The following is a 17,394-nucleotide window of genomic DNA, read 5'->3' on the forward strand; positions in this document are numbered from 1 at the left end:
GAATTTCAGGGGGCAAAATTACGGGAATGCAACGACAATTCCCGTGGCCTGCTGCCGGAGGGCATTTGAAATGAGCTTTCGTCGGGAAATTTTTGAAAATGGCTGTGGTGGCGGTTTTGCGGACGATTTTCGGCGGCCGCTGCAAAATTCGGTTTGGGAGCGCAGCAAATTTGTGTAACTTTGCATGACCTTACGGAAGTAAATTACTTGACAGGATACCACCATTACAGTCCCGGCATCACTTCCCGCTTTGGTCAAGTAAAAGAATCAGGAACTTAGTTTTTATGGCAAAATATATCTTCGTTACGGGAGGTGTTACTTCCTCATTGGGTAAAGGAATTATCGCTGCGTCCCTCGCTAAATTATTGCAGGCGCGCGGCTTTAAAGTGACTATTCAGAAATTCGATCCGTATATCAATGTGGATCCGGGAACATTGAACCCTTACGAGCACGGCGAGTGCTACGTGACTGAAGATGGCGCAGAAACCGACCTGGACCTCGGGCACTACGAGCGTTTCCTCAATACACCCACCACACAGGCCAACAACGTTACCACCGGCCGCATTTACCAGACCGTAATCAACAAGGAGCGCGAAGGCGCCTACCTCGGTAAAACCGTTCAGGTAATCCCCCACATCACCGATGAGATCAAACGCCGCATTCTCCTGTTGGGGAAAGATGGTAAATATGATATCGTCATCACCGAGCTGGGCGGCACCGTGGGCGACATTGAATCGCTCCCCTATGTGGAGGCGGTTCGCCAGTTGCAATGGGAGCTGGGCGAAGAAGACTGCCTGGTGATCCACCTCACCCTGATCCCGTACCTGCGTGCGGCCAAGGAGCTGAAAACCAAGCCTACACAGCACTCTGTTCGTTTGCTGAGCGAAAACGGCGTGCATCCCGATATCATCGTTTGCCGCACGGAAGAGCCGATGTACCGCGAACTGAAAAAGAAAATCGCCCTGTTCTGTAATGTACAGGTAGACGCGGTGATCGAGGCGAACGACGTAGCCACCATTTACGAAGTGCCCCTCGAAATGATGCGCGAAAAACTCGACGTCATCACCCTCAAAAAACTGAACCTGCCCGTCGAAAAGGAACCCGAGCTCACCAAATGGCGCGAATTCCTCGACAAGCTGAAATATCCCAAAACCAAAGTGACCATAGGCCTCATCGGCAAATACGTGGAGCTGCAGGACGCTTACAAATCCATCCTCGAATCTTTCATCCACGCAGGTGCGGTGAACGAGTGCAAGGTGATCGTACAAAATATTCACTCTGAACATATTACGCCCGATAACGTCTGCGAAAAACTGAAAAACCTGGACGGTCTCCTCGTAGCCCCCGGTTTCGGTCACCGCGGCATCGAAGGGAAAATCACGGCCATCCAGTTCGCCCGTGAAAACAACCTGCCGTTCTTCGGTATCTGCCTCGGCATGCAAATGGCCGTTGTGGAATACGCCCGCAACGTGATGGGATTGAAGGATGCACATTCCACCGAGATGAACCCGGAAACCCAACACCCGGTGATCAACCTCATGGAAGAGCAGAAAAAAGTGACGAAAATGGGCGGCACCATGCGCCTCGGCGCCTATGCCTGCGATCTGAAGCCCGGTTCCCAGGCTTCTGCAATCTATAACGGCGCCACCGCCATTACAGAACGCCACCGCCACCGCTACGAATTCAACAACGACTTCCTCGACCAGTTCGAAAAAGCAGGCCTGGTAGCTTCCGGTAAAAACCCGGAAACCGGCCTCGTGGAAATGATCGAGTTACCCGGCCATCCCTTCTTCGTAGGGGGCCAGTTCCACCCAGAGCTGAAATCCACCGTGGAAAGCCCGGCCCCTCTCTTCGTGAGCTTCATCGGCGCTGCCAAATCCTATGCCGAATCCAAGAATGGAAAGGCTAAGCAGCAGGAAGAGAAAGTGGTACATGAATAAAAAAATCTTGATGTGACTTTGATTGCTGTTAGCGGAAGACTTTAACATTTCCGCTAGCAGAAATCATGCATCATACCCGCCTTTATATTACCTTTGCTCCTTAAATTTTAATTTTCGACATGGATAGAAATTCGGTCATTGGTTTTGTGTTACTGGGCCTCCTTCTCGTGGGGTACATCTGGTGGAACCAGAAAAGCTCCCAGGACGCAAGAATCGAAAAGGCCCGCCAGGATTCCATCGCCAACCTGAACAAGCCCAAAGAGCAACAAGCTAAAACCGTTGCCCTCAGCGATAGTACAGTAGCAACCGGCATCACCAGCGCAGATTCCGCCCGCCTCAGCAGCGAATACGGTCCCTTTACCCTCGCGGCCACCGGCGCCGAAGCCACCACCGTACTGGAAAACGAACTGGTAAAGATCACCTTCACGAACAAAGGCGGTCAACCCAAGCAAATCCAGCTGCTGGAATTCAAATCCTCCGCAGGTGAACCCCTCATGCTCCAGAAAGGTTCCTTCAACCGCCAGGGCATCAAAGTTCCCCTCGCCAATAACCAGTCGCTCAACACCGCAGACGTATTCTTTACACCCGGCAACCTGGAGAAGCACCCCGATGGCAGCCAGTCCATCAGCTACCGCCTCCCCACCTCCAATCCGGGCCAATACATCGAATACACCTACATGCTGAAAAACGACAGCTACCTGGTCGATTACACGATCAACCTCGTAGGCATGCAGGGCATACTCGGTACCAAGAACGTGGAATTCCAGTGGAACAGCCAGGCCGACCTCCAGGAGCACAGCATGCAACAGGAGCGCCTGAACAACCAGATCCATTGGCGCGACGCGGCCAAAGACCACGACTACTTCACCCTGAGCAACAGCAGCGAGAAGAAAGTGGACCGCCCCCTCCAATGGGTGAGCTTCAAGCAGCAGTTCTTCAACACCACGCTCATCGCCAGGAAAGATAACTTCGCATCCGCCGATTTCCACAGCAAAGTGCCCGAAAGCGCCAACATCGTAGGTGAACAGATGACCAGCCTCGCCATCCCGTTCAACGGTTCCGCCAACTACAGCTTCCCCATCGAAGTGTATTACGGTCCCAATAAGTACAAGACCCTCAAGTCGATGGACATCGAGCTGCAGAAGATCATCCCTCTCGGCTCCGGTATCTTCGCCTTCGTGAAATACGTGAACATCTGGATCATCATCCCCGTGTTCGATTTCCTCGGCGGGTTGACTTCCAATTATGGCCTCATCATCCTCTTGCTGACCATCTTCATCCGTCTCATCATCGCGCCGTTCACTTACCAAAGTTATGTGTCGGCCGCCAAGATGAAAGTGCTGAAACCGGAGCTGGACGAGCTGCGCGCCCGTTATAAAGACGATCAGCAGGCATTCGGCATGGAGCAGATGAAACTGTTCAAGAGCGCCGGTGTGAACCCGCTGGGAGGCTGCCTGCCCGCACTGCTGCAGCTGCCGATCCTCGTGGCGATGTACTCGTTCTTCCCCAGCTCCATCGAGCTGCGCCAGGAAAGCTTCCTGTGGGCGAACGACCTTAGCACCTACGATTCCATCTATAACTTCGGTTTTACCATTCCGCTGTACGGTGATCACATCTCGCTGTTCACGATCCTGATGACGATCACGAGCCTTATCCTCGCGTTCTACAACAGGGGCATGGCCGACCAGAGCAACCCGGTGATGAAATACATGCCATATGTGTTCCCCATCATGCTGCTGGGTATCTTCAACGGCATGGCCGCGGCGCTGACGTACTATTACTTCCTCAGTAACGTGATCTCGATCGCGCTGCAGTGGGTGATCCAGACGTTCATCATCAACCACGACAAGATCCATGCGCAGATCCAGGCGAACAAATCGAAACCCCAGACCAAGTCCAAATGGGCGGAGAAACTGGAAGAGATGCAGAAGCGCCAGGCAGAAATGCAAAAAACACGCAAAAAATAATTTACCGCATAACACAAAAAGGCTCCACGGATGTGGGGCCTTTTTTTACTTTTACCCATATGAAGCAGATTGCGATTTTGATGATTTGGCTGGCCGCAGCAGGCGGGGCCTTTGCACAGGAAACAGCGCCTTCGCCGGAACGGATCCGGGAAACGGTGAACTATCTCGCGTCCGACAAACTGAAGGGCCGTGGAACGGAAACGAAAGGAGGAGAAAAGGCCGCAGGGTACGTGGAGAAGCAGTTCAGGCAGATCGGCCTGCTGCCCGCCGTTGGTGGACAATACTTCCAGCAATTCGTATTTGCCCGGGGGAAACATTATAACCTGCACAGCAAGAATGTGATCGGATATATTGATAACGGTGCCGCACGCACGGTGATCATCGGCGCGCATTACGACCATTTGGGGCATGGGGAGCTGTTTAACGGCCGCTATCCGAATGAGATACACAACGGGGCGGACGATAACGCGTCCGGTGTGGCGGGGCTCCTGGAGCTGGCGCGGCATTATCAGCATAATAACGTGAAAGAGCCGTTCAATTTCGTGTTCATCGCTTTCGGCGGTGAGGAATTGGGGCTGCACGGGTCGAAATATTACACGCGGTACCCGCTGGATTCGCTGAACAAGGTACAGTTCATGCTGAATATGGACATGATCGGGCGATATAATGCGCAGCGCGGCGTAGGGATCGGCGGATATGGTACGGCGAAGGAGTGGCCGGAGATTTTCAAGGGCGTGCAGGATGGAGGGATTAAATTCTTCACCGATGGATCGGGGAAGGGCGGCAGCGATCACCACAGTTTCTATGTGGCCGGGGTGCCGGTGCTGTTCCTGCATACCGGCGGGCACGACGATTATCACAAACCTACCGATGATGCGCCGAAAGTGGATGCGAACGCGGAGGCGGGGATTTTGAAAATCGCGATCCAGCTGATCGATAACGCCATGAAATTCGACCGGTTGACGTATGTGACGCAGGATTAAAAGCTGAAAATATTTTCGATAGCAGTGCGTGCCGCGACCGGTACGCACTTTTTTTATGGTTGAATCCCGGTTTCACTGAGATATTCTTCGTTTTTCGGAGATATTCTCGGAGTTTTTTAAGGGTTGTGGTCGTTGGTACTTCTAATTTTGTACTTCCTATACTATCACCCAAAAAACGAATTGTTATGTTAACGCCCATCGATCGGGGAGCGGTTCCACAAGGTGTTTTCCAGCTATCTGCGGTTGGAGCGGAGCGTAGGTCCGGGGTCGGGCGAGCATCCGGCTCTGTTGTTGCGTATCGGCCGCGATTTGCGGGAGATGGCGCGGCTGGCGATGATGTTGGCCAACGGGATAGGCCCCTTGCGCCTGACGTGGATGCGTTCGGGGAGGAGGTTTACGGGCTGGATGATGTGATTAGTGATAGGATGCATTGCCATGGCAGGGTTTCGAAAAACTAGACCATTAAAATAGGAAACATGATGTACACTGCGAATCAAATTGCCAGTTGGTTTCTGGCATATACAGACACGCATGCGGGGGACACGATCTCTCCGATGAAGTTGCAGAAGTTAATTTACTATGCGCAGGCATTTCACCTGGTGCAGTTTGATAAGCCATTGTTTAACGACAAGATCGAAGCCTGGATGCATGGCCCGACTGTTCCTTCTATTTATGAGCGCTTCGATAATGAAGACCGGTCAGGCATACCGTATAATAAACTGTTTGACCCTAAATACCCATACCCGGATGTGCCGGAGGAAACCGCGGAATTTCTTGAAGACATTCTATTCAGGTTCGGAGAACATTCTGCCTGGTTTCTTGAAACGCTTTCACGTCAGGAATTGCCGTGGATCGAAGCGCGGAATGGCATTGCATCATGCAAAAAATGCAATGCTGAAATCACGCATGCCTCCATGAAAAAGTTTTATTCAAAAATGAAATATGCGAAAAAGCCTAAAAAGGCGAAATATTGATCCATCCTTGTTTGTTAGCCTGAAAGTCGCCCCTGATAATGGCGCACGGACCGCACAAAACAGCGGAATCGATATAATCGTTTCTATTACGTATTTACAACACCAGTATGAGTGTTTTTCGGATTGGGGAAAGCAGGAAATGAAAGCTTTCTGGCGGTTTCTTCATAAGTTAAACCAATATACCTGGGTGGAATTGCAGCGTTCCGGAGGGAATGCCAGGTCGGGGTTTGGGATGACAAAGGTATCCAGGTGCCGATATCCTGTCGGGGGATATCTCGAAGATACAGACGGTAATTCTGACATGTATGAACTGCGGGTAGATCAGCGAAGGCGGGTACATGGTTTTCGGGACGGCAACATCTTCCACATCTGCTGGCTCGACCGCAATCACCGAATCTGTTCATAAAAAAGAGCGTGTATTTATGGTACACGCTCTTGGAATATCGTCAGTTATTGTTTTTCAGTTTCGGAGGGAGCAGGGCTTTCGGTTGTTGGCCTGCGGGTTGCGGTTCGTCGCGTTTCGGGGGTTTCGGTATTTCCTTCGGGTCTTTTGGTTCTTTCTGTTCCTTTTGTTCCTTAGGCGTTTCCCTGGGCGCTTCTTTTGGTTGTTCCACGGGTTCGCCATATGCGCCAACGTCTACGCTTTCATAATCGCTTACGCCACCGTTGCCAACGTCCTCGGCTTCTGCGCCGGGTTGCACGTTGTTCTCGTAGTTGAAATAGAGATCGTTGCGCATATTCGGCGGGATGGGGAATTTGGAGGCCGGATCGATGCCGAGGGATTTGTCTGCAAACACTTTCTTCATGAAGAGGGCGAAAATGGGCAGGCCGGTGTTGGCGCCCTGGCCCAGCGCGGTGCTGTTGAAACGGAGGTAGTTGTTGTCGCAACCTACCCAAGCGCCAGCCAGCAGTTGCGGGGTGTAGCCCAGGAACCAGCCATCGGTGTTGTCGTTGGTGGTACCGGTTTTACCTGCTACTTCGCCGGGGATATTGTAACGGAAGCGCAACCGCGCACCCGTACCACCGGGAGCCGTAACGCCTTCCATCATTTTGACCATGGTATACGAATCGATTTCGCTGATCACTTCCTTTTTCTCGGGAACATATGTTTCGAGAATGTTACCGAAGCGGTCTTCGATACGGGTGATGTAAATCGGCGTAGTGATCACCCCGCGGGCGGGGAACATCGTATAAGCCCGGAGCATATCGAACAGGGAGATCGTAGATACCCCCAATGCGATGGAGGGATATGGTTCGATCTTGGTAGACTGGAAACCGATCTTGTCGTTCGCGAAATTGGCGAATGCCTTGGCGCCGAATTGCTTGATGAGGTAGGCGCTCACGAGATTGAGCGACTTTGCCAGGGCGCCGGCCATAGAAATGGAGCCACCCACGCTGCCTTCGGAGTTGCGGGAGAGTGTCCAGTTGCCGATGGTCACGGGCTCGTTCGGCAGCATGGTATTCGGATTAAATCCGTTCATGAGCGCGAACAGGTAGAGGAACGGTTTGAACGTAGAGCCCACCTGGCGGGTGGTCCTGAATACGTGGTCGTTCTTGAAATACCGGAAATCCGGTCCGCCCACCCATGCCTTGATCTCCCCGCTTTCCGGGTCCATGGCCATGAAACCGGATTGCAGGATGGCGCGGTGGTATTTGATGGAGTCGAGCGGGGTCATCACCGTATCGATCTCGTTCTGTTCGGTGTTGGTATAGCTCCGCCAACTGAAGGCTTTCATTTTAACAGGCGTATTGAAAGCTTTTTCGATCTCTTCGTCGGAGGCTTCTTCTTCCTTCATGCTGCGATACCGGTCGGTATCCTTGATGAAGTTCTGCAGGTCCCGGGAGGGGATTTTGCCTGTCCACACCTTGCCGGATTTGATGTTGGCCTGTTGCTGGAAAGATTTCTGCAGGTCTTTCAGGTGGTGTGCCACGGCTTCCTCGGCATACAGTTGCATGCGGGGATTGATGGTGGTGTAGATTTTGAGACCGTCGCGGTACAGGTTGTATTCCGCGCCGTCGGGTTTCTTGTGTTCCTTGCACCAGGCCTTCAGTTCGCTACGCAGTACTTCGCGGAAGTAGGGAGCCAGGCCTTTGTTGTGGTCGAGTTTGTTGTACCGGAGCACAATGGGGCGGCCTTTTGCAGCGGCACCGTCTGCACTGGTGATATATCCTTCGCTCACCATGTTGTCGATCACCGTATTGCGTCGGTTGAGCGCCAGCACGGGATTACGGCGGGGGTTGTATTGGGTGGAGCCTTTCAGCATGCCCACCAGTGTGGCCGCTTCTTCGATGGAAAGCCGCGCGGGATCTTTGCTGAAAAAGGTACGCGCACCATTCTCGATACCATAGACGTTATCGCCGAATGCTACCGTGTTGAGGTACAGCGTGATGATCTCTTTTTTCGTAAGGTTTCGCTCCAGTTTGATGGCGATCACCCATTCGGAAAGTTTCTGGAAAGACCGCACAACCAGGTTGCGGGAACGGGTCTTGCCTTCGCCGTCTTGCTGAAGGTTCAGCGCCAGCTGTTGGGTGATGGTGGAGGAGCCGCGCTTCTTGCCGATCAGCAGGTAAAAAGGAATCGCCGCCGTAGCTTTGGCGTCGATGCCGGAGTGACTGTAAAAATTACGGTCTTCCGTTGCCAGGAGGGCATTTAATACGTTGGGGGAAATATCCTTGTAGTCTACATTGGAACGGTCTACCTGGAGGTATTTACCCATGATGGTCCCGTCTTCCGCGATCACTTCAGAGGCCAGGGCTGTCCGCGGGTTTTCCAGTTCTTCCATACTGGGCATATGCCCGATGATCCGGAGATTGATCAGCAGTAGCAGGATGAGGAATAATGCCACTCCGCATCCGAAGGTCACCCATAATATTTTTACGGATTTTTTCATATGTTAAAAAGTGTGAAACAGTCTGTTTTGTGCAATATTATGCTTTTTCCCCTGCGTTTCATAGGCCGGGCGGCATAGCATACTTGTTTGTATTGCAAATATTATTCCGTTATGTAATTGTTCCCGAAGAATTTGCGATAGCCTTCCAGGTCTTTGGTATTATTTAAGAGGATGAAGTTTTCGCGGGAAATGATGAACAGGCGATAGTCGGTGGGACGGATCCGCGGAATGATCGTTTCACTCGCCACCCGGCTCACTTCATCGAAATACGTAAGTGCCTTGTTTTCATCGGGGAACAGTCGCACGATCACCATGATCTCGGTCGGCGTCAGGGCGTACATGCTCGTTTGCAACTGTTGGGAAGCGTGTTTCACACTGTTGTATTTCGAGAACTGGGCCACCGCTTCGTCGATCAGTACTTTCGACACCCGGTCGAAATGGATCACCACGAAGTGCGGGATGGCTGCCTTTTCGTCGCCAAGTTGATAAGGTGTAACCGGTTTGGGCGGCGGCGGCGGCGGAACGTTGGCCGCGGCTGCTGCGGAATCGGCTTTGGCCTTCAGTGCCAGGGAATCCGGCAGGTTGGGTGCAGGCGTTTGCCAGGGATAGCGGATGCGGATGTTTTCATCTACCTGTGCGGTACTGCTGCTGTCCCGCTGGATTTCCAGCTGGGTCAGGTAATCGGTCACCTGCTGACGGCGTTCCAGCGCCTCCTGGATGGCTTTGGCCTGGTTCAGGATGCCCTCTTCTCCGGGATATTTTGTGATCACGGACGCGATGGCGGCTTTGCCTTCATCTTCCGGCCGGGTCTTGATGATCGCCATGGCTTCCAGCAGGTCGAATTTGGCCTGGACGGGACTGAAACCTACCGTGGAGTCGGAGAATTTACGCAGCACGAACACCGTATCGTAATTCCCCTGGCGGAACGCGTTGTACGCGGATTCGTAAATGTTTTCGGCGGCCTTGTTCTTTTCCTTGTCCTGGATGCTGAGCGCGCCGTATGTAAGGATACTGGCGTATTGTGTACCCGGGAACTGCGTGAGCACCTGGTTCTTGTACTTGGCTGCCAGTTCGTTGTGATTCAGTTTGTTATGCCAGGCGTACAAGCTGTACAGCACTTCCACCTTGCGGGGATGCTCCGGGAAGCGGGACAGGAGGGTATCGTAAGTGAGGATGCCCTCGCGGGTATCGTCGAGCTTGTCGTTGTAGAGTTTGCCAAGGTCGAAATACGCCTCCTGCTGGCGCCCGCGCGATGCTTCCAGTTTCTCGGGCGTATCCGGCAACTGGCTGGCCAGCAGTGAGATATTGATACTGTCTGCCGGCAGATCTGCGATCGACGGGTTCAATTTGCCCTCGTTCACTTCCGGTTGCGGAGGCGTTGGGGCATTGTTATTGGCGAGCAGGGCGCCCGACTGCTGGCTGCGGCGCCAGTTGTCGCCCAGGGCGCGGTTGCCCCAGCGCCTGCGGAACTCGCTGAAGCCGGTAGACTTGCTGCCCTGGTTATAGAAATACCATTCGCCGCCTTCGCTGGCGGGCCCGAAAGACGGATTATTGTTGTTGGCGATGAAGGAAGAAGGCGCCTGCGCGGCGGAGCTTCCGCCTTTTTTACCGCCTTCGGTGGGGGGCGGGTTTTTCGCCGCTTTGAGGGCAGCTACCTGTTTTGCCAGCAAAGTATCGCGCATCGCCGGCGGCAGACCGGCGATGTGTTGCAGACTGTCTTCGTCGCGGATCGTTTGCACTTTTTCGGCCACGGCGCCGAGGGTTTCCTTGCGGGCGTTCACGAGCTCCGCGTCATGGAAATCCGGGCCCATGATAGACGCGGTGCTGTCGTAATACCGCTGTGCATTGCGATAATCTTTCCGGAAATAATAAATGTCCGCCATGCCCTTGAACGTCAATGTTTTCTGGAGCATGTTGGCGCTTTCAACCTGCAGTGATTTGTTCAGAAAATCGATCGCTCGTTCGGGATCTTCATTGGCGCACAGCGATGCCATGTTGTAATAGATGGCGTCGCGGAAGGGGATGAATCGTTCTTTGCGAAGCATGCTTTGCAGCGCGGCAATGCTTTCTTCCAGGCTGCCTCCGTTCACTTTGGTATTGGCTTTGGCGATCTGGACACGGGCGTTGAAATCGATGGTGGCGTCAGACTTGGCGGCGATCACGTCGCGGAAAGCCGTCATGGCCGAATCGTATTTGTTCTGCGAAACGTACAACTGGCCGAGGATGTAATACATCCTTGCCTTCTGGTCGCGGCTGCTGTGGCCTTTTTTCAACGCCACGCGCAGCGGTTCGATGGTTTCGGCGTACTGTCCCTGTTTATAGAATTTCCAGGCCTGGAGCTCGGCGAGCTGGCCGTCGAGGCGGCGGGGGAAATAGGGATCGGTTTCGAGGATATTGAGGAGCGATTGGGCTTCGTCGTGCTTGTTCTGTTCTATGAGGGTGCGCGCCTGCCAGAGGAAGGCGTCGTTCCGGGCACTGGTATGCCGGAAATGCCGGGCGTACCAGGTTTTTTCTTTTTCGCGGCTGGAGATGGACAGGAGGTCGTTCTGGCTGCTGCCCACCACGGCGTTGTAATCCGATTTCTTTTTCGGGGCAAAAGTGGTGTTGATGAACTGGAAAGTATTGGCGGCGGCTTCCCATTCGCCTTTATAATAGTATGCTTTCCCGATGAGCAGGTAGCTGTCGTCTATCCAACGGCCGCGCGGGTCGTGGATCTGGACGGCTACCGAAGCTTTCTGGACCACGGAGTCCAGCTCGTTGACATCGAGGTTGAGCTTGTCGACGGTGAAGGGGTAGAAGGGCAAGTAGACGTTGTAATTGTCCTGCCGCTGCTTGTTGATACCGGTCAGTACCTTTTCCAGCTTGAGTTTGGCGTGGTAATAGTAGTTATACCGGGTCACGGTGTTTTGCACCACCCTGCGGGTGAAGGAATATGGTTTTGAGGCCATCTTTTCTGACGGAGGGCGCCGGTCTTCCACCTTAAGGGGCTTCTCGGGCCTGGCCGGGGGCTGATTGGCAGGTTTATCCTGCCCTAAAACCGTTGCGGTTGCGGCGAAAAAGAACATTCCTCCCACCACACCGGCACGTAATAGAGATATATTAGAACAATGCATGTAAAGCCAGGTCGGTAATAACTTCTTTATTAACTTTTATTTGGGAAAAAATATTTTAAAGATAGGATAATTTTTTTTCGGACTGCGCGTATTAGGGCTAACTTGGGGCAAATCCGGAATCGTATTTACAAATTATGAATTTTTGATGGATATTTCGGTAAAAACTTCAATCTTTACATTTTTGCAGAAATATGGCTACTGAAGACAAAAATAAGGGCAGAAGCCTCGACCGGTTGAACCATAAATACCGGTTGGTGATCATGAACGACGATACCTATGAGGAGGTGACCGCCTTCCGCCTGTCGCGCATGAGCGTATACGTGGCGCTCAGCACGTTGTTCGTGCTGCTGGTGGCTATCACGGTGGCAACGGTGGTGTTTACGCCCCTGCGGTATTACATCCCCGGATACGGAGATCTCAAGCAACGAAAGGAATTCCTGCAGCTGAAAATGCGGACGGATTCCCTGGAACGCGCGATCTCCACCCGCGACCGCTACCTGCAAAACCTGAAGAACGTCATCGGCGGCAACATCCAGCTGGATACCACGATGCTGAAAGTCCCGAAAGTCGAAAACAGTACTTATTAAATATTTTTTCACTATCTTACACCGTCTTTATTAAAAAGAAAAACCTTCTGACCTATGTTTAACCAAAGTAAGAAAAGTGAAGGCAAGAGCATTATGCCTTCCTCCAACATCAACCTTATTGGCAACGGAACCACTATCCAGGGAGACATCGTGTGTGAAGGGGATATCCGTATCGATGGCCAGGTTACGGGCCTGGTTTCTACCAAAGCGAAGATCGTGGTAGGACCGGAAGGGGAGATCCTGGGAGACCTGATCTGCCAGAGTGCGGACATCTTGGGCAAAGTGACCGGGATTATCAAGGTAGACGACCTGTTGTTCCTGAAAGGCAACGCCTCCATCAAAGGCGACATTTATACCGCGCATTTCGAAATGGAGCCGACCGTGAAATTCAACGGCCGTTGCTATATGGACCCGGCAGATGCACCGCCGGCACGCACCGGGGCCGAAATCACCGCAGACGTAAAACATGGAAGATCCCTCGTCCAAGAAGAATCAGAAGCCGTCTAACCTGCTGCTGCGGTACGCCGGACTGGCCTTCCAGATGATGGCCGGCATCGGTGTGGCGCTTTGGCTGGGTTACCTGCTGGATAAAAAGGTCAACATCGGTTTCCCGTTGTTCATGATCATTTTTTCTTTACTCGCTTTAGCCCTACTTTTGTGGCAAATTGTAAAAGATACCAGCAGGCATGACCGATAAATTTATTTTCTGGCTGGCGGCAATGGTCGCGGCAATCACGGGTTTGTTGTTTACGTTGGAGAACGGATGGCTCGCTTCCCTTGGGGTCGATTTCCCCGTTCTCGTGGCCGGCAACATCGTTCTCGCCCTCATCGCCCTCGTCAGCTATTCCCTTTGCCGGAAAGGTCTTGCGGCCGAAAATCCGAACGTTTTCGTTCGTTCCGTTTATGCCTCCACGCTGAGCAAACTGATGCTCTGCGTGGCGGGCATCGGCGTGTACGTGTTCGTCACCCGCGACCATGTCAGCAAAGCTACCATCTTCATCCTGTTGTTCTTTTACCTCGTGTATACCGTGCTGGAAACCTGGCAGCTTTTCCGCGCCAGCCTCCGGCAGAAGAAACATCAGTAGCCGTTGAAGCAAGAACATCCTCTACACGCATTGGCCGCTTACCTGCCGGATGGCACTTTCGAGCAGGTAATCGCCTATATCACCGAGTATAAAGTCCATCTCACCATCACCCGTGAGCGCCAGAGCGTGCTGGGCGACTATCGCCATCCCTTCCAGGGGAAAGGCCATCGCATCAGTATCAACGGCGGCCTCAATAAATACGCTTTTTTACTCACCCTCCTCCACGAGATCGCGCATCTTACCACTTTTAATATCTACAGCCACAGCGTGCAGGCCCATGGCCGCGAGTGGAAAAACGAATACGGTAAGATCCTCAAGGAATTCATCGGGAAAGGCTATCTCCCGATCGACGTGGAAACCGCCGTCCGCAAAAGCCTCCACAACCCCGGCGCCACTTCCTGCTCGGATGAAGAACTGATGCGCGTCCTCATGCGGTACGACCGTAAAAAGGAAAACCACTACCTCGTGGAGCAACTCCCCATCGGGCAACTCTTCAGAACGAAAGACGGCCGCGTGTTCAGCCGCGGCGAAAAAATCCGTAAACGCATCCGCTGCGAAGAAATCGAAACGAAAAGAGCCTACCTCTTCAGCCCGGTGTACGAAGTGGAGCTGGTGAGCGAATAGTTTTACCTGAACACGATTTTCCGTTTCCGCCAGGACTGTGGGCGGTCTTTTAGCGGGAGATCGTACGCATTTTCGGGTACGCTTTGTGGAACAGCTTGTAATAAATAAATGCATCCCCCGGTGACGGGGGCCACCGGGCGGAAGGGCCGCGGGAAGCGGTTTATGCCTTCAGTATGTCGATCGAATTGAGTTTGACGGCGGTGCCGGCGCGCAGTGAATTCGGGATGTCGGCCGATTGATCGACGCTGCGGATGAGGTCTTCGACGTCTTGCCGCGGCGCAGATGATTCCACGCGGATATCGTACCGGATGTTCCGGGCCTGTGCGGGCTCGCCGCTCCAGTCACCATTTACGATGATCTCCACGTGCGCCACCGCGATCCCGCGGGCGGCGGCTTCGTGGTAAAGGCTGTTGCACACGCTCGCGGCGATAGACATCATGAACAATTCTTCCCCGCTGAACCCGATGCCCAGGCCTCCCGCACGCGGCGTCCGGTCTATCACCAGGCTGCGAGGGCCCGCCCAGCCTGCTGCTGCACTCGTTTCGTGGATGGTTTTGAGATGTACCTGCATATTATATTTAATGTACGCAATGTTCGGATGATTCCCAAATTGGAAAGTGTGCCTTTCACCGGTTTCTGGTGCGTACGTGGGAGCGGCCTGGTGCTGGCAGGGGATTTTCAAGCGCACTCCGTCACACGTATGCCGTTTCCTCTTCCGCTTTCCGGATCCGCTCGTCTGTCTGCATTTCCAGGATGGCTTTCTTTTCTTTCCGGTGCATGGCGAAGGCGAATTCGTGCTGGTCCAGCAGATCGTCGTACGGCCCGCGGGGCGAGATGAGTTTCACGAGCACAGGGGCGGTTTCCAGGGCAATGAACAGCAGCATGATGAACCAGTTGGCCCATTGGATGGGGGCGCTTTTGCCGGTGATGCGGCCCAGTGCTTCCAGCCGGGAGGCCATCCCGTCGGGTTTGTGGCGTTCCAGGGCGGTGAGGCGCGCGGCGAGGGTATCGTCTTCCGCCTGGATTTCCGCCATGAGGGCGGCGCGTTGTGACCGGAGGGTTTGCAGGGCTGCGGAGGCGCTGTCGGCATCGGCTTTCTTGGCTTTGTAGATGGGGCCGAGGTTCTTGACGCGGGAGCCGCCGGTGCCGTCTGCTTCCTGCTGGGCGCGCAGCTGGAGGGTGTCTACCCGCGCGGTTTGTACGGAGATTTGGGATTGGAGGGCGTTCATCCTTGTGGCGAGTTCCGCTTTGCGGGAAGTGAAGGCGCCGCGGACGAGGGAGTCTTCCGCCTGGCGCTGTTCCTGTTCCATGAGGGTGAGCTCGGCGAGGATTTCCCGTTCGAAGATTTTCAGCTCCAGCGGTTTGGAGATCACCACGGCGATCATCACGGCGAGGAGGAGGCGCGGAACGGCCATCCAGAGCTCTTTGCCGAAGCGGTCGCGCTTCTTGAGGCTGGATACGATGTAGCGGTCGAGGTTGAAGATCATAAGCCCCCAAAGCAAAGCGAACCCGGTGGCGGCCCAGGGGGTGCGGAAAACGGTCCACAGCGCATACCCTGCGGCGATGGCGGCAAACAGTCCGGTAAAGAAAATGGTGGCCCCTATGCCGGCGTACTTATTGGTTTCGGCAGGTGCGCGGCGGAGCAGGGGCAAGTGAGCGCCCGAGCAGATAAGGAAGAAATGACGGATACGTAACATGCTGTTTCATTTTCAGGTAAGCCGTCATGTTTTTGATAAGAAGGATGGAAGTCAAAAATAGTCAATTTTTCTGCCCGGGTCGCAAATTTACCGCGGGCGGTGGGGATCGATGGCAGGCGGTCGGTGGCGGGAAGATGCATCGCCGGGCGGCGAACGGCTGTTGAAGGGAGTGACACAACGGCGGCCGGGCCAGCGGGCGGATGACGGCCCATAACGAAAAAGGACGGCCCATAAGACCGTCCTTTCCGGAAAAATATGAAGTCGAAAGCTTAGCTAACGGCTTTGTTTACGAGTGCGGCTGCTTCGCTGAGCAGGATGGCGGATTGCACTTTCAGGCCGCTTTCCTCGATCAGGGCTTTCGCTTCGGCGGCGTTGGTACCCTGGAGGCGTACGATGATGGGCACTTCGATGGTGCCGATGGATTTGTAAGCGTCGATCACACCCTGGGCAACACGGTCGCAACGAACGATACCGCCGAAGATGTTGATGAGGATCGCTTTTACTTTCGGGTCTTTCAGGATGATGCGGAAACCGGCTTCAACGGTTTGCGCATTGGCGGTGCCGCCTACGTCCAGGAAGTTGGCGGGTTCGCCACCGGAAAGCTTGATCATGTCCATGGTAGCCATGGCGAGGCCTGCGCCGTTCACCATGCAACCTACGTTACCGTCGAGTTTCACGAAGTTGAGGTTGTGTTTGCCGGCTTCCACTTCGGTGGGGTCCTCTTCGGTAATGTCGCGCAGGGCAACGAGTTCCGGGTGGCGGATGAGGGCGTTGTCGTCGAGGTTCAGTTTGCAGTCTACGGCGATGATTTTTTCGTCGCTCGTTTTGAACAGCGGGTTGATCTCGAGCATGGCGGCGTCGAGCCCAACGTACCCGTTATAGAGGTTGGTCACGAATTTCACCATGTTTTTGAACGCTTCGCCGGAGAGGCCGAAGTTGAAGGCGATCTTGCGGGCCTGGAAGGCTTCGAGTTTGCCGCCGGGGTATACCCACTCCTTGAAAATTTTATCGGGCGTGTTATGGGCTACTTCCTCGATGTCCATGCCCCCTTCGGTGGAGTACATGATCACGTTCTGACCGGTTGCACGGTCGAGGAGGATGGAGAGGTAGAATTCTTTGATGGGATTGGCGCCGGGATAGTAAACGTCCTGAGCTACCAATACTTTATTGACAACCTTGCCGGCTTCGCCGGTCTGGATGGTTACGAGGGTGCCACCGAGGATGTTTCCGGCGATGGTTTTTACATCTTCCGCGTTTTTACCAACGGCTACGCCGCGTTGTTCGGTGCCACGGATCTTGCCCTTACCGCGGCCGCCCGCGTGTATTTGCGCCTTTACTACGGCGAACTCGTTTCCAAACTGCACCTTCAGTTGCTTGTAAGCCTCGGCGGCAGCTTCGGGCGTGTCAACCGGGATACCTTCCTGTACCGGTACGTTGTATTTTTTCAGCAGTTCTTTAGCCTGGTACTCGTGTAAATTCATCGGAATACAAATTTGGCCGCTAATTTAGGCATTTTATGTTTTAATCCGGGGA

The 17,394-nt window shown here is 53.8% G+C and carries 16 protein-coding genes; 10 read left to right on the forward strand and 6 right to left on the reverse strand.

The window, feature by feature from the left end:
* Window positions 1–284: 284 nt before the first annotated feature.
* The 3 genes from EJ361_RS09910 (at window position 285) to EJ361_RS09920 (ending at window position 4,890) form a co-directional block, all read left to right on the forward strand.
* The gene (locus EJ361_RS09910; RefSeq protein ID WP_126245384.1) at window positions 285–1,940 is read left to right on the forward strand and encodes a CTP synthase; all 1,656 of its coding nucleotides are present in this window, start codon (window positions 285–287) and stop codon (window positions 1,938–1,940) included.
* A gap of 119 nt (window positions 1,941–2,059) precedes the next feature.
* On the forward strand, window positions 2,060–3,907 hold the full coding sequence (yidC, locus tag EJ361_RS09915; protein WP_126245386.1) for a membrane protein insertase YidC: 1,848 nt from the start codon (window positions 2,060–2,062) through the stop codon (window positions 3,905–3,907).
* 59 nt (window positions 3,908–3,966) lie between these two features.
* Window positions 3,967–4,890 carry a M20/M25/M40 family metallo-hydrolase gene (locus tag EJ361_RS09920; protein WP_126245388.1) on the forward strand — a complete coding sequence of 308 codons (924 nt, stop codon included), beginning with the start codon at window positions 3,967–3,969 and terminating at the stop codon, window positions 4,888–4,890.
* A 233-nt stretch (window positions 4,891–5,123) separates the two neighbouring features.
* Here the strand turns inward: EJ361_RS09920 and EJ361_RS09925 are convergent, their stop codons facing one another.
* Window positions 5,124–5,327, reverse strand: coding sequence for a hypothetical protein (locus EJ361_RS09925; RefSeq protein WP_126245390.1), 204 nt, complete (start codon window positions 5,325–5,327; stop codon window positions 5,124–5,126).
* Between the two features lie 39 nt (window positions 5,328–5,366).
* Between EJ361_RS09925 and EJ361_RS09930 the strand changes: the two genes are divergently transcribed.
* Both EJ361_RS09930 and EJ361_RS26140 read left to right on the forward strand, forming a co-directional pair.
* Entirely contained in the window at window positions 5,367–5,864 is a 498-nt protein-coding gene (locus tag EJ361_RS09930) for a Panacea domain-containing protein (RefSeq protein WP_126245392.1), read from the forward strand.
* Window positions 5,833–6,270 (forward strand): MAG6450 family protein, encoded by a 438-nt coding sequence (locus tag EJ361_RS26140; RefSeq protein ID WP_394344727.1) that lies wholly within the window; start codon window positions 5,833–5,835, stop codon window positions 6,268–6,270. Before EJ361_RS09930 ends, EJ361_RS26140 begins: the two co-directional genes overlap by 32 nt.
* Window positions 6,271–6,310: 40 nt before the next feature.
* Here EJ361_RS26140 and EJ361_RS09935 read toward each other — a convergent pair whose 3' ends face one another.
* Entirely contained in the window at window positions 6,311–8,755 is a 2,445-nt protein-coding gene (locus tag EJ361_RS09935; protein ID WP_126245393.1) for a transglycosylase domain-containing protein, read from the reverse strand.
* Window positions 8,756–8,856: 101 nt separating this feature from the next.
* Entirely contained in the window at window positions 8,857–11,703 is a 2,847-nt protein-coding gene (gene porW / locus EJ361_RS09940; protein WP_164714160.1) for a type IX secretion system periplasmic lipoprotein PorW/SprE, read from the reverse strand.
* Between the two features lie 356 nt (window positions 11,704–12,059).
* On the opposite strand from porW, the gene EJ361_RS09945 reads away from it, so the two are divergent.
* From EJ361_RS09945 to EJ361_RS09965, 5 genes are read left to right on the forward strand one after another with little or no spacing between them, the layout of a single operon-like run.
* Window positions 12,060–12,455, forward strand: coding sequence for a hypothetical protein (locus EJ361_RS09945; RefSeq protein WP_126245397.1), 396 nt, complete (start codon window positions 12,060–12,062; stop codon window positions 12,453–12,455).
* Window positions 12,456–12,509: 54 nt separating this feature from the next.
* The gene (locus EJ361_RS09950; protein ID WP_205686977.1) at window positions 12,510–12,962 is read left to right on the forward strand and encodes a bactofilin family protein; all 453 of its coding nucleotides are present in this window, start codon (window positions 12,510–12,512) and stop codon (window positions 12,960–12,962) included.
* The gene (locus EJ361_RS09955; protein WP_126245399.1) at window positions 12,922–13,152 is read left to right on the forward strand and encodes an AtpZ/AtpI family protein; all 231 of its coding nucleotides are present in this window, start codon (window positions 12,922–12,924) and stop codon (window positions 13,150–13,152) included. Before EJ361_RS09950 ends, EJ361_RS09955 begins: the two co-directional genes overlap by 41 nt.
* Entirely contained in the window at window positions 13,142–13,540 is a 399-nt protein-coding gene (locus EJ361_RS09960) for a hypothetical protein (protein ID WP_126245400.1), read from the forward strand. Before EJ361_RS09955 ends, EJ361_RS09960 begins: the two co-directional genes overlap by 11 nt.
* A 3-nt stretch (window positions 13,541–13,543) precedes the next feature.
* The gene (locus EJ361_RS09965; RefSeq protein ID WP_126245402.1) at window positions 13,544–14,164 is read left to right on the forward strand and encodes a SprT-like domain-containing protein; all 621 of its coding nucleotides are present in this window, start codon (window positions 13,544–13,546) and stop codon (window positions 14,162–14,164) included.
* Between the two features lie 160 nt (window positions 14,165–14,324).
* On the opposite strand, the gene EJ361_RS09970 is transcribed toward EJ361_RS09965, so the two are convergent.
* The 3 genes from EJ361_RS09970 to sucC all read right to left on the reverse strand — a co-directional run bounded on the left by EJ361_RS09970 (window position 14,325) and on the right by sucC (window position 17,342).
* Window positions 14,325–14,735 carry an OsmC family protein gene (locus EJ361_RS09970; RefSeq protein WP_126245405.1) on the reverse strand — a complete coding sequence of 137 codons (411 nt, stop codon included), beginning with the start codon at window positions 14,733–14,735 and terminating at the stop codon, window positions 14,325–14,327.
* Window positions 14,736–14,856: 121 nt separating this feature from the next.
* A complete protein-coding gene (locus EJ361_RS09975; protein WP_126245407.1) occupies window positions 14,857–15,861 on the reverse strand; it encodes a DUF4407 domain-containing protein in 1,005 nt (334 codons plus the stop codon).
* Window positions 15,862–16,130: 269 nt separating this feature from the next.
* Window positions 16,131–17,342: an ADP-forming succinate--CoA ligase subunit beta gene (gene sucC / locus EJ361_RS09980; RefSeq protein ID WP_126245409.1), complete on the reverse strand. Its 1,212-nt coding sequence runs from the start codon at window positions 17,340–17,342 to the stop codon at window positions 16,131–16,133.
* Between the last annotated feature and the right edge of the window lie 52 nt (window positions 17,343–17,394).

The sequence above is a fragment of the Chitinophaga rhizosphaerae genome (assembly GCF_003958645.1).
Classification (GTDB): Bacteria; Bacteroidota; Bacteroidia; order Chitinophagales; family Chitinophagaceae; genus Chitinophaga; species Chitinophaga rhizosphaerae.

Bases quoted from the DNA above. Each gene is read 5' to 3' on its own strand.
- EJ361_RS09910 (WP_126245384.1), top strand. From the start codon at position 285: ATGGCAAAATATATCTTCGTTACGGGAGGTGTTACTTCCTCATTGGGT.
- yidC (WP_126245386.1), top strand. From the start codon at position 2,060: ATGGATAGAAATTCGGTCATTGGTTTTGTGTTACTGGGCCTCCTTCTC.
- EJ361_RS09920 (WP_126245388.1), top strand. From the start codon at position 3,967: ATGAAGCAGATTGCGATTTTGATGATTTGGCTGGCCGCAGCAGGCGGG.
- EJ361_RS09925 (WP_126245390.1), bottom strand. From the start codon at position 5,327: ATGGCAATGCATCCTATCACTAATCACATCATCCAGCCCGTAAACCTC.
- EJ361_RS09930 (WP_126245392.1), top strand. From the start codon at position 5,367: ATGATGTACACTGCGAATCAAATTGCCAGTTGGTTTCTGGCATATACA.
- EJ361_RS26140 (WP_394344727.1), top strand. From the start codon at position 5,833: ATGCGAAAAAGCCTAAAAAGGCGAAATATTGATCCATCCTTGTTTGTT.
- EJ361_RS09935 (WP_126245393.1), bottom strand. From the start codon at position 8,755: ATGAAAAAATCCGTAAAAATATTATGGGTGACCTTCGGATGCGGAGTG.
- porW (WP_164714160.1), bottom strand. From the start codon at position 11,703: ATGGCCTCAAAACCATATTCCTTCACCCGCAGGGTGGTGCAAAACACC.
- EJ361_RS09945 (WP_126245397.1), top strand. From the start codon at position 12,060: ATGGCTACTGAAGACAAAAATAAGGGCAGAAGCCTCGACCGGTTGAAC.
- EJ361_RS09950 (WP_205686977.1), top strand. From the start codon at position 12,510: ATGTTTAACCAAAGTAAGAAAAGTGAAGGCAAGAGCATTATGCCTTCC.
- EJ361_RS09955 (WP_126245399.1), top strand. From the start codon at position 12,922: ATGGAAGATCCCTCGTCCAAGAAGAATCAGAAGCCGTCTAACCTGCTG.
- EJ361_RS09960 (WP_126245400.1), top strand. From the start codon at position 13,142: ATGACCGATAAATTTATTTTCTGGCTGGCGGCAATGGTCGCGGCAATC.
- EJ361_RS09970 (WP_126245405.1), bottom strand. From the start codon at position 14,735: ATGCAGGTACATCTCAAAACCATCCACGAAACGAGTGCAGCAGCAGGC.
- EJ361_RS09975 (WP_126245407.1), bottom strand. From the start codon at position 15,861: ATGTTACGTATCCGTCATTTCTTCCTTATCTGCTCGGGCGCTCACTTG.
- sucC (WP_126245409.1), bottom strand. From the start codon at position 17,342: ATGAATTTACACGAGTACCAGGCTAAAGAACTGCTGAAAAAATACAAC.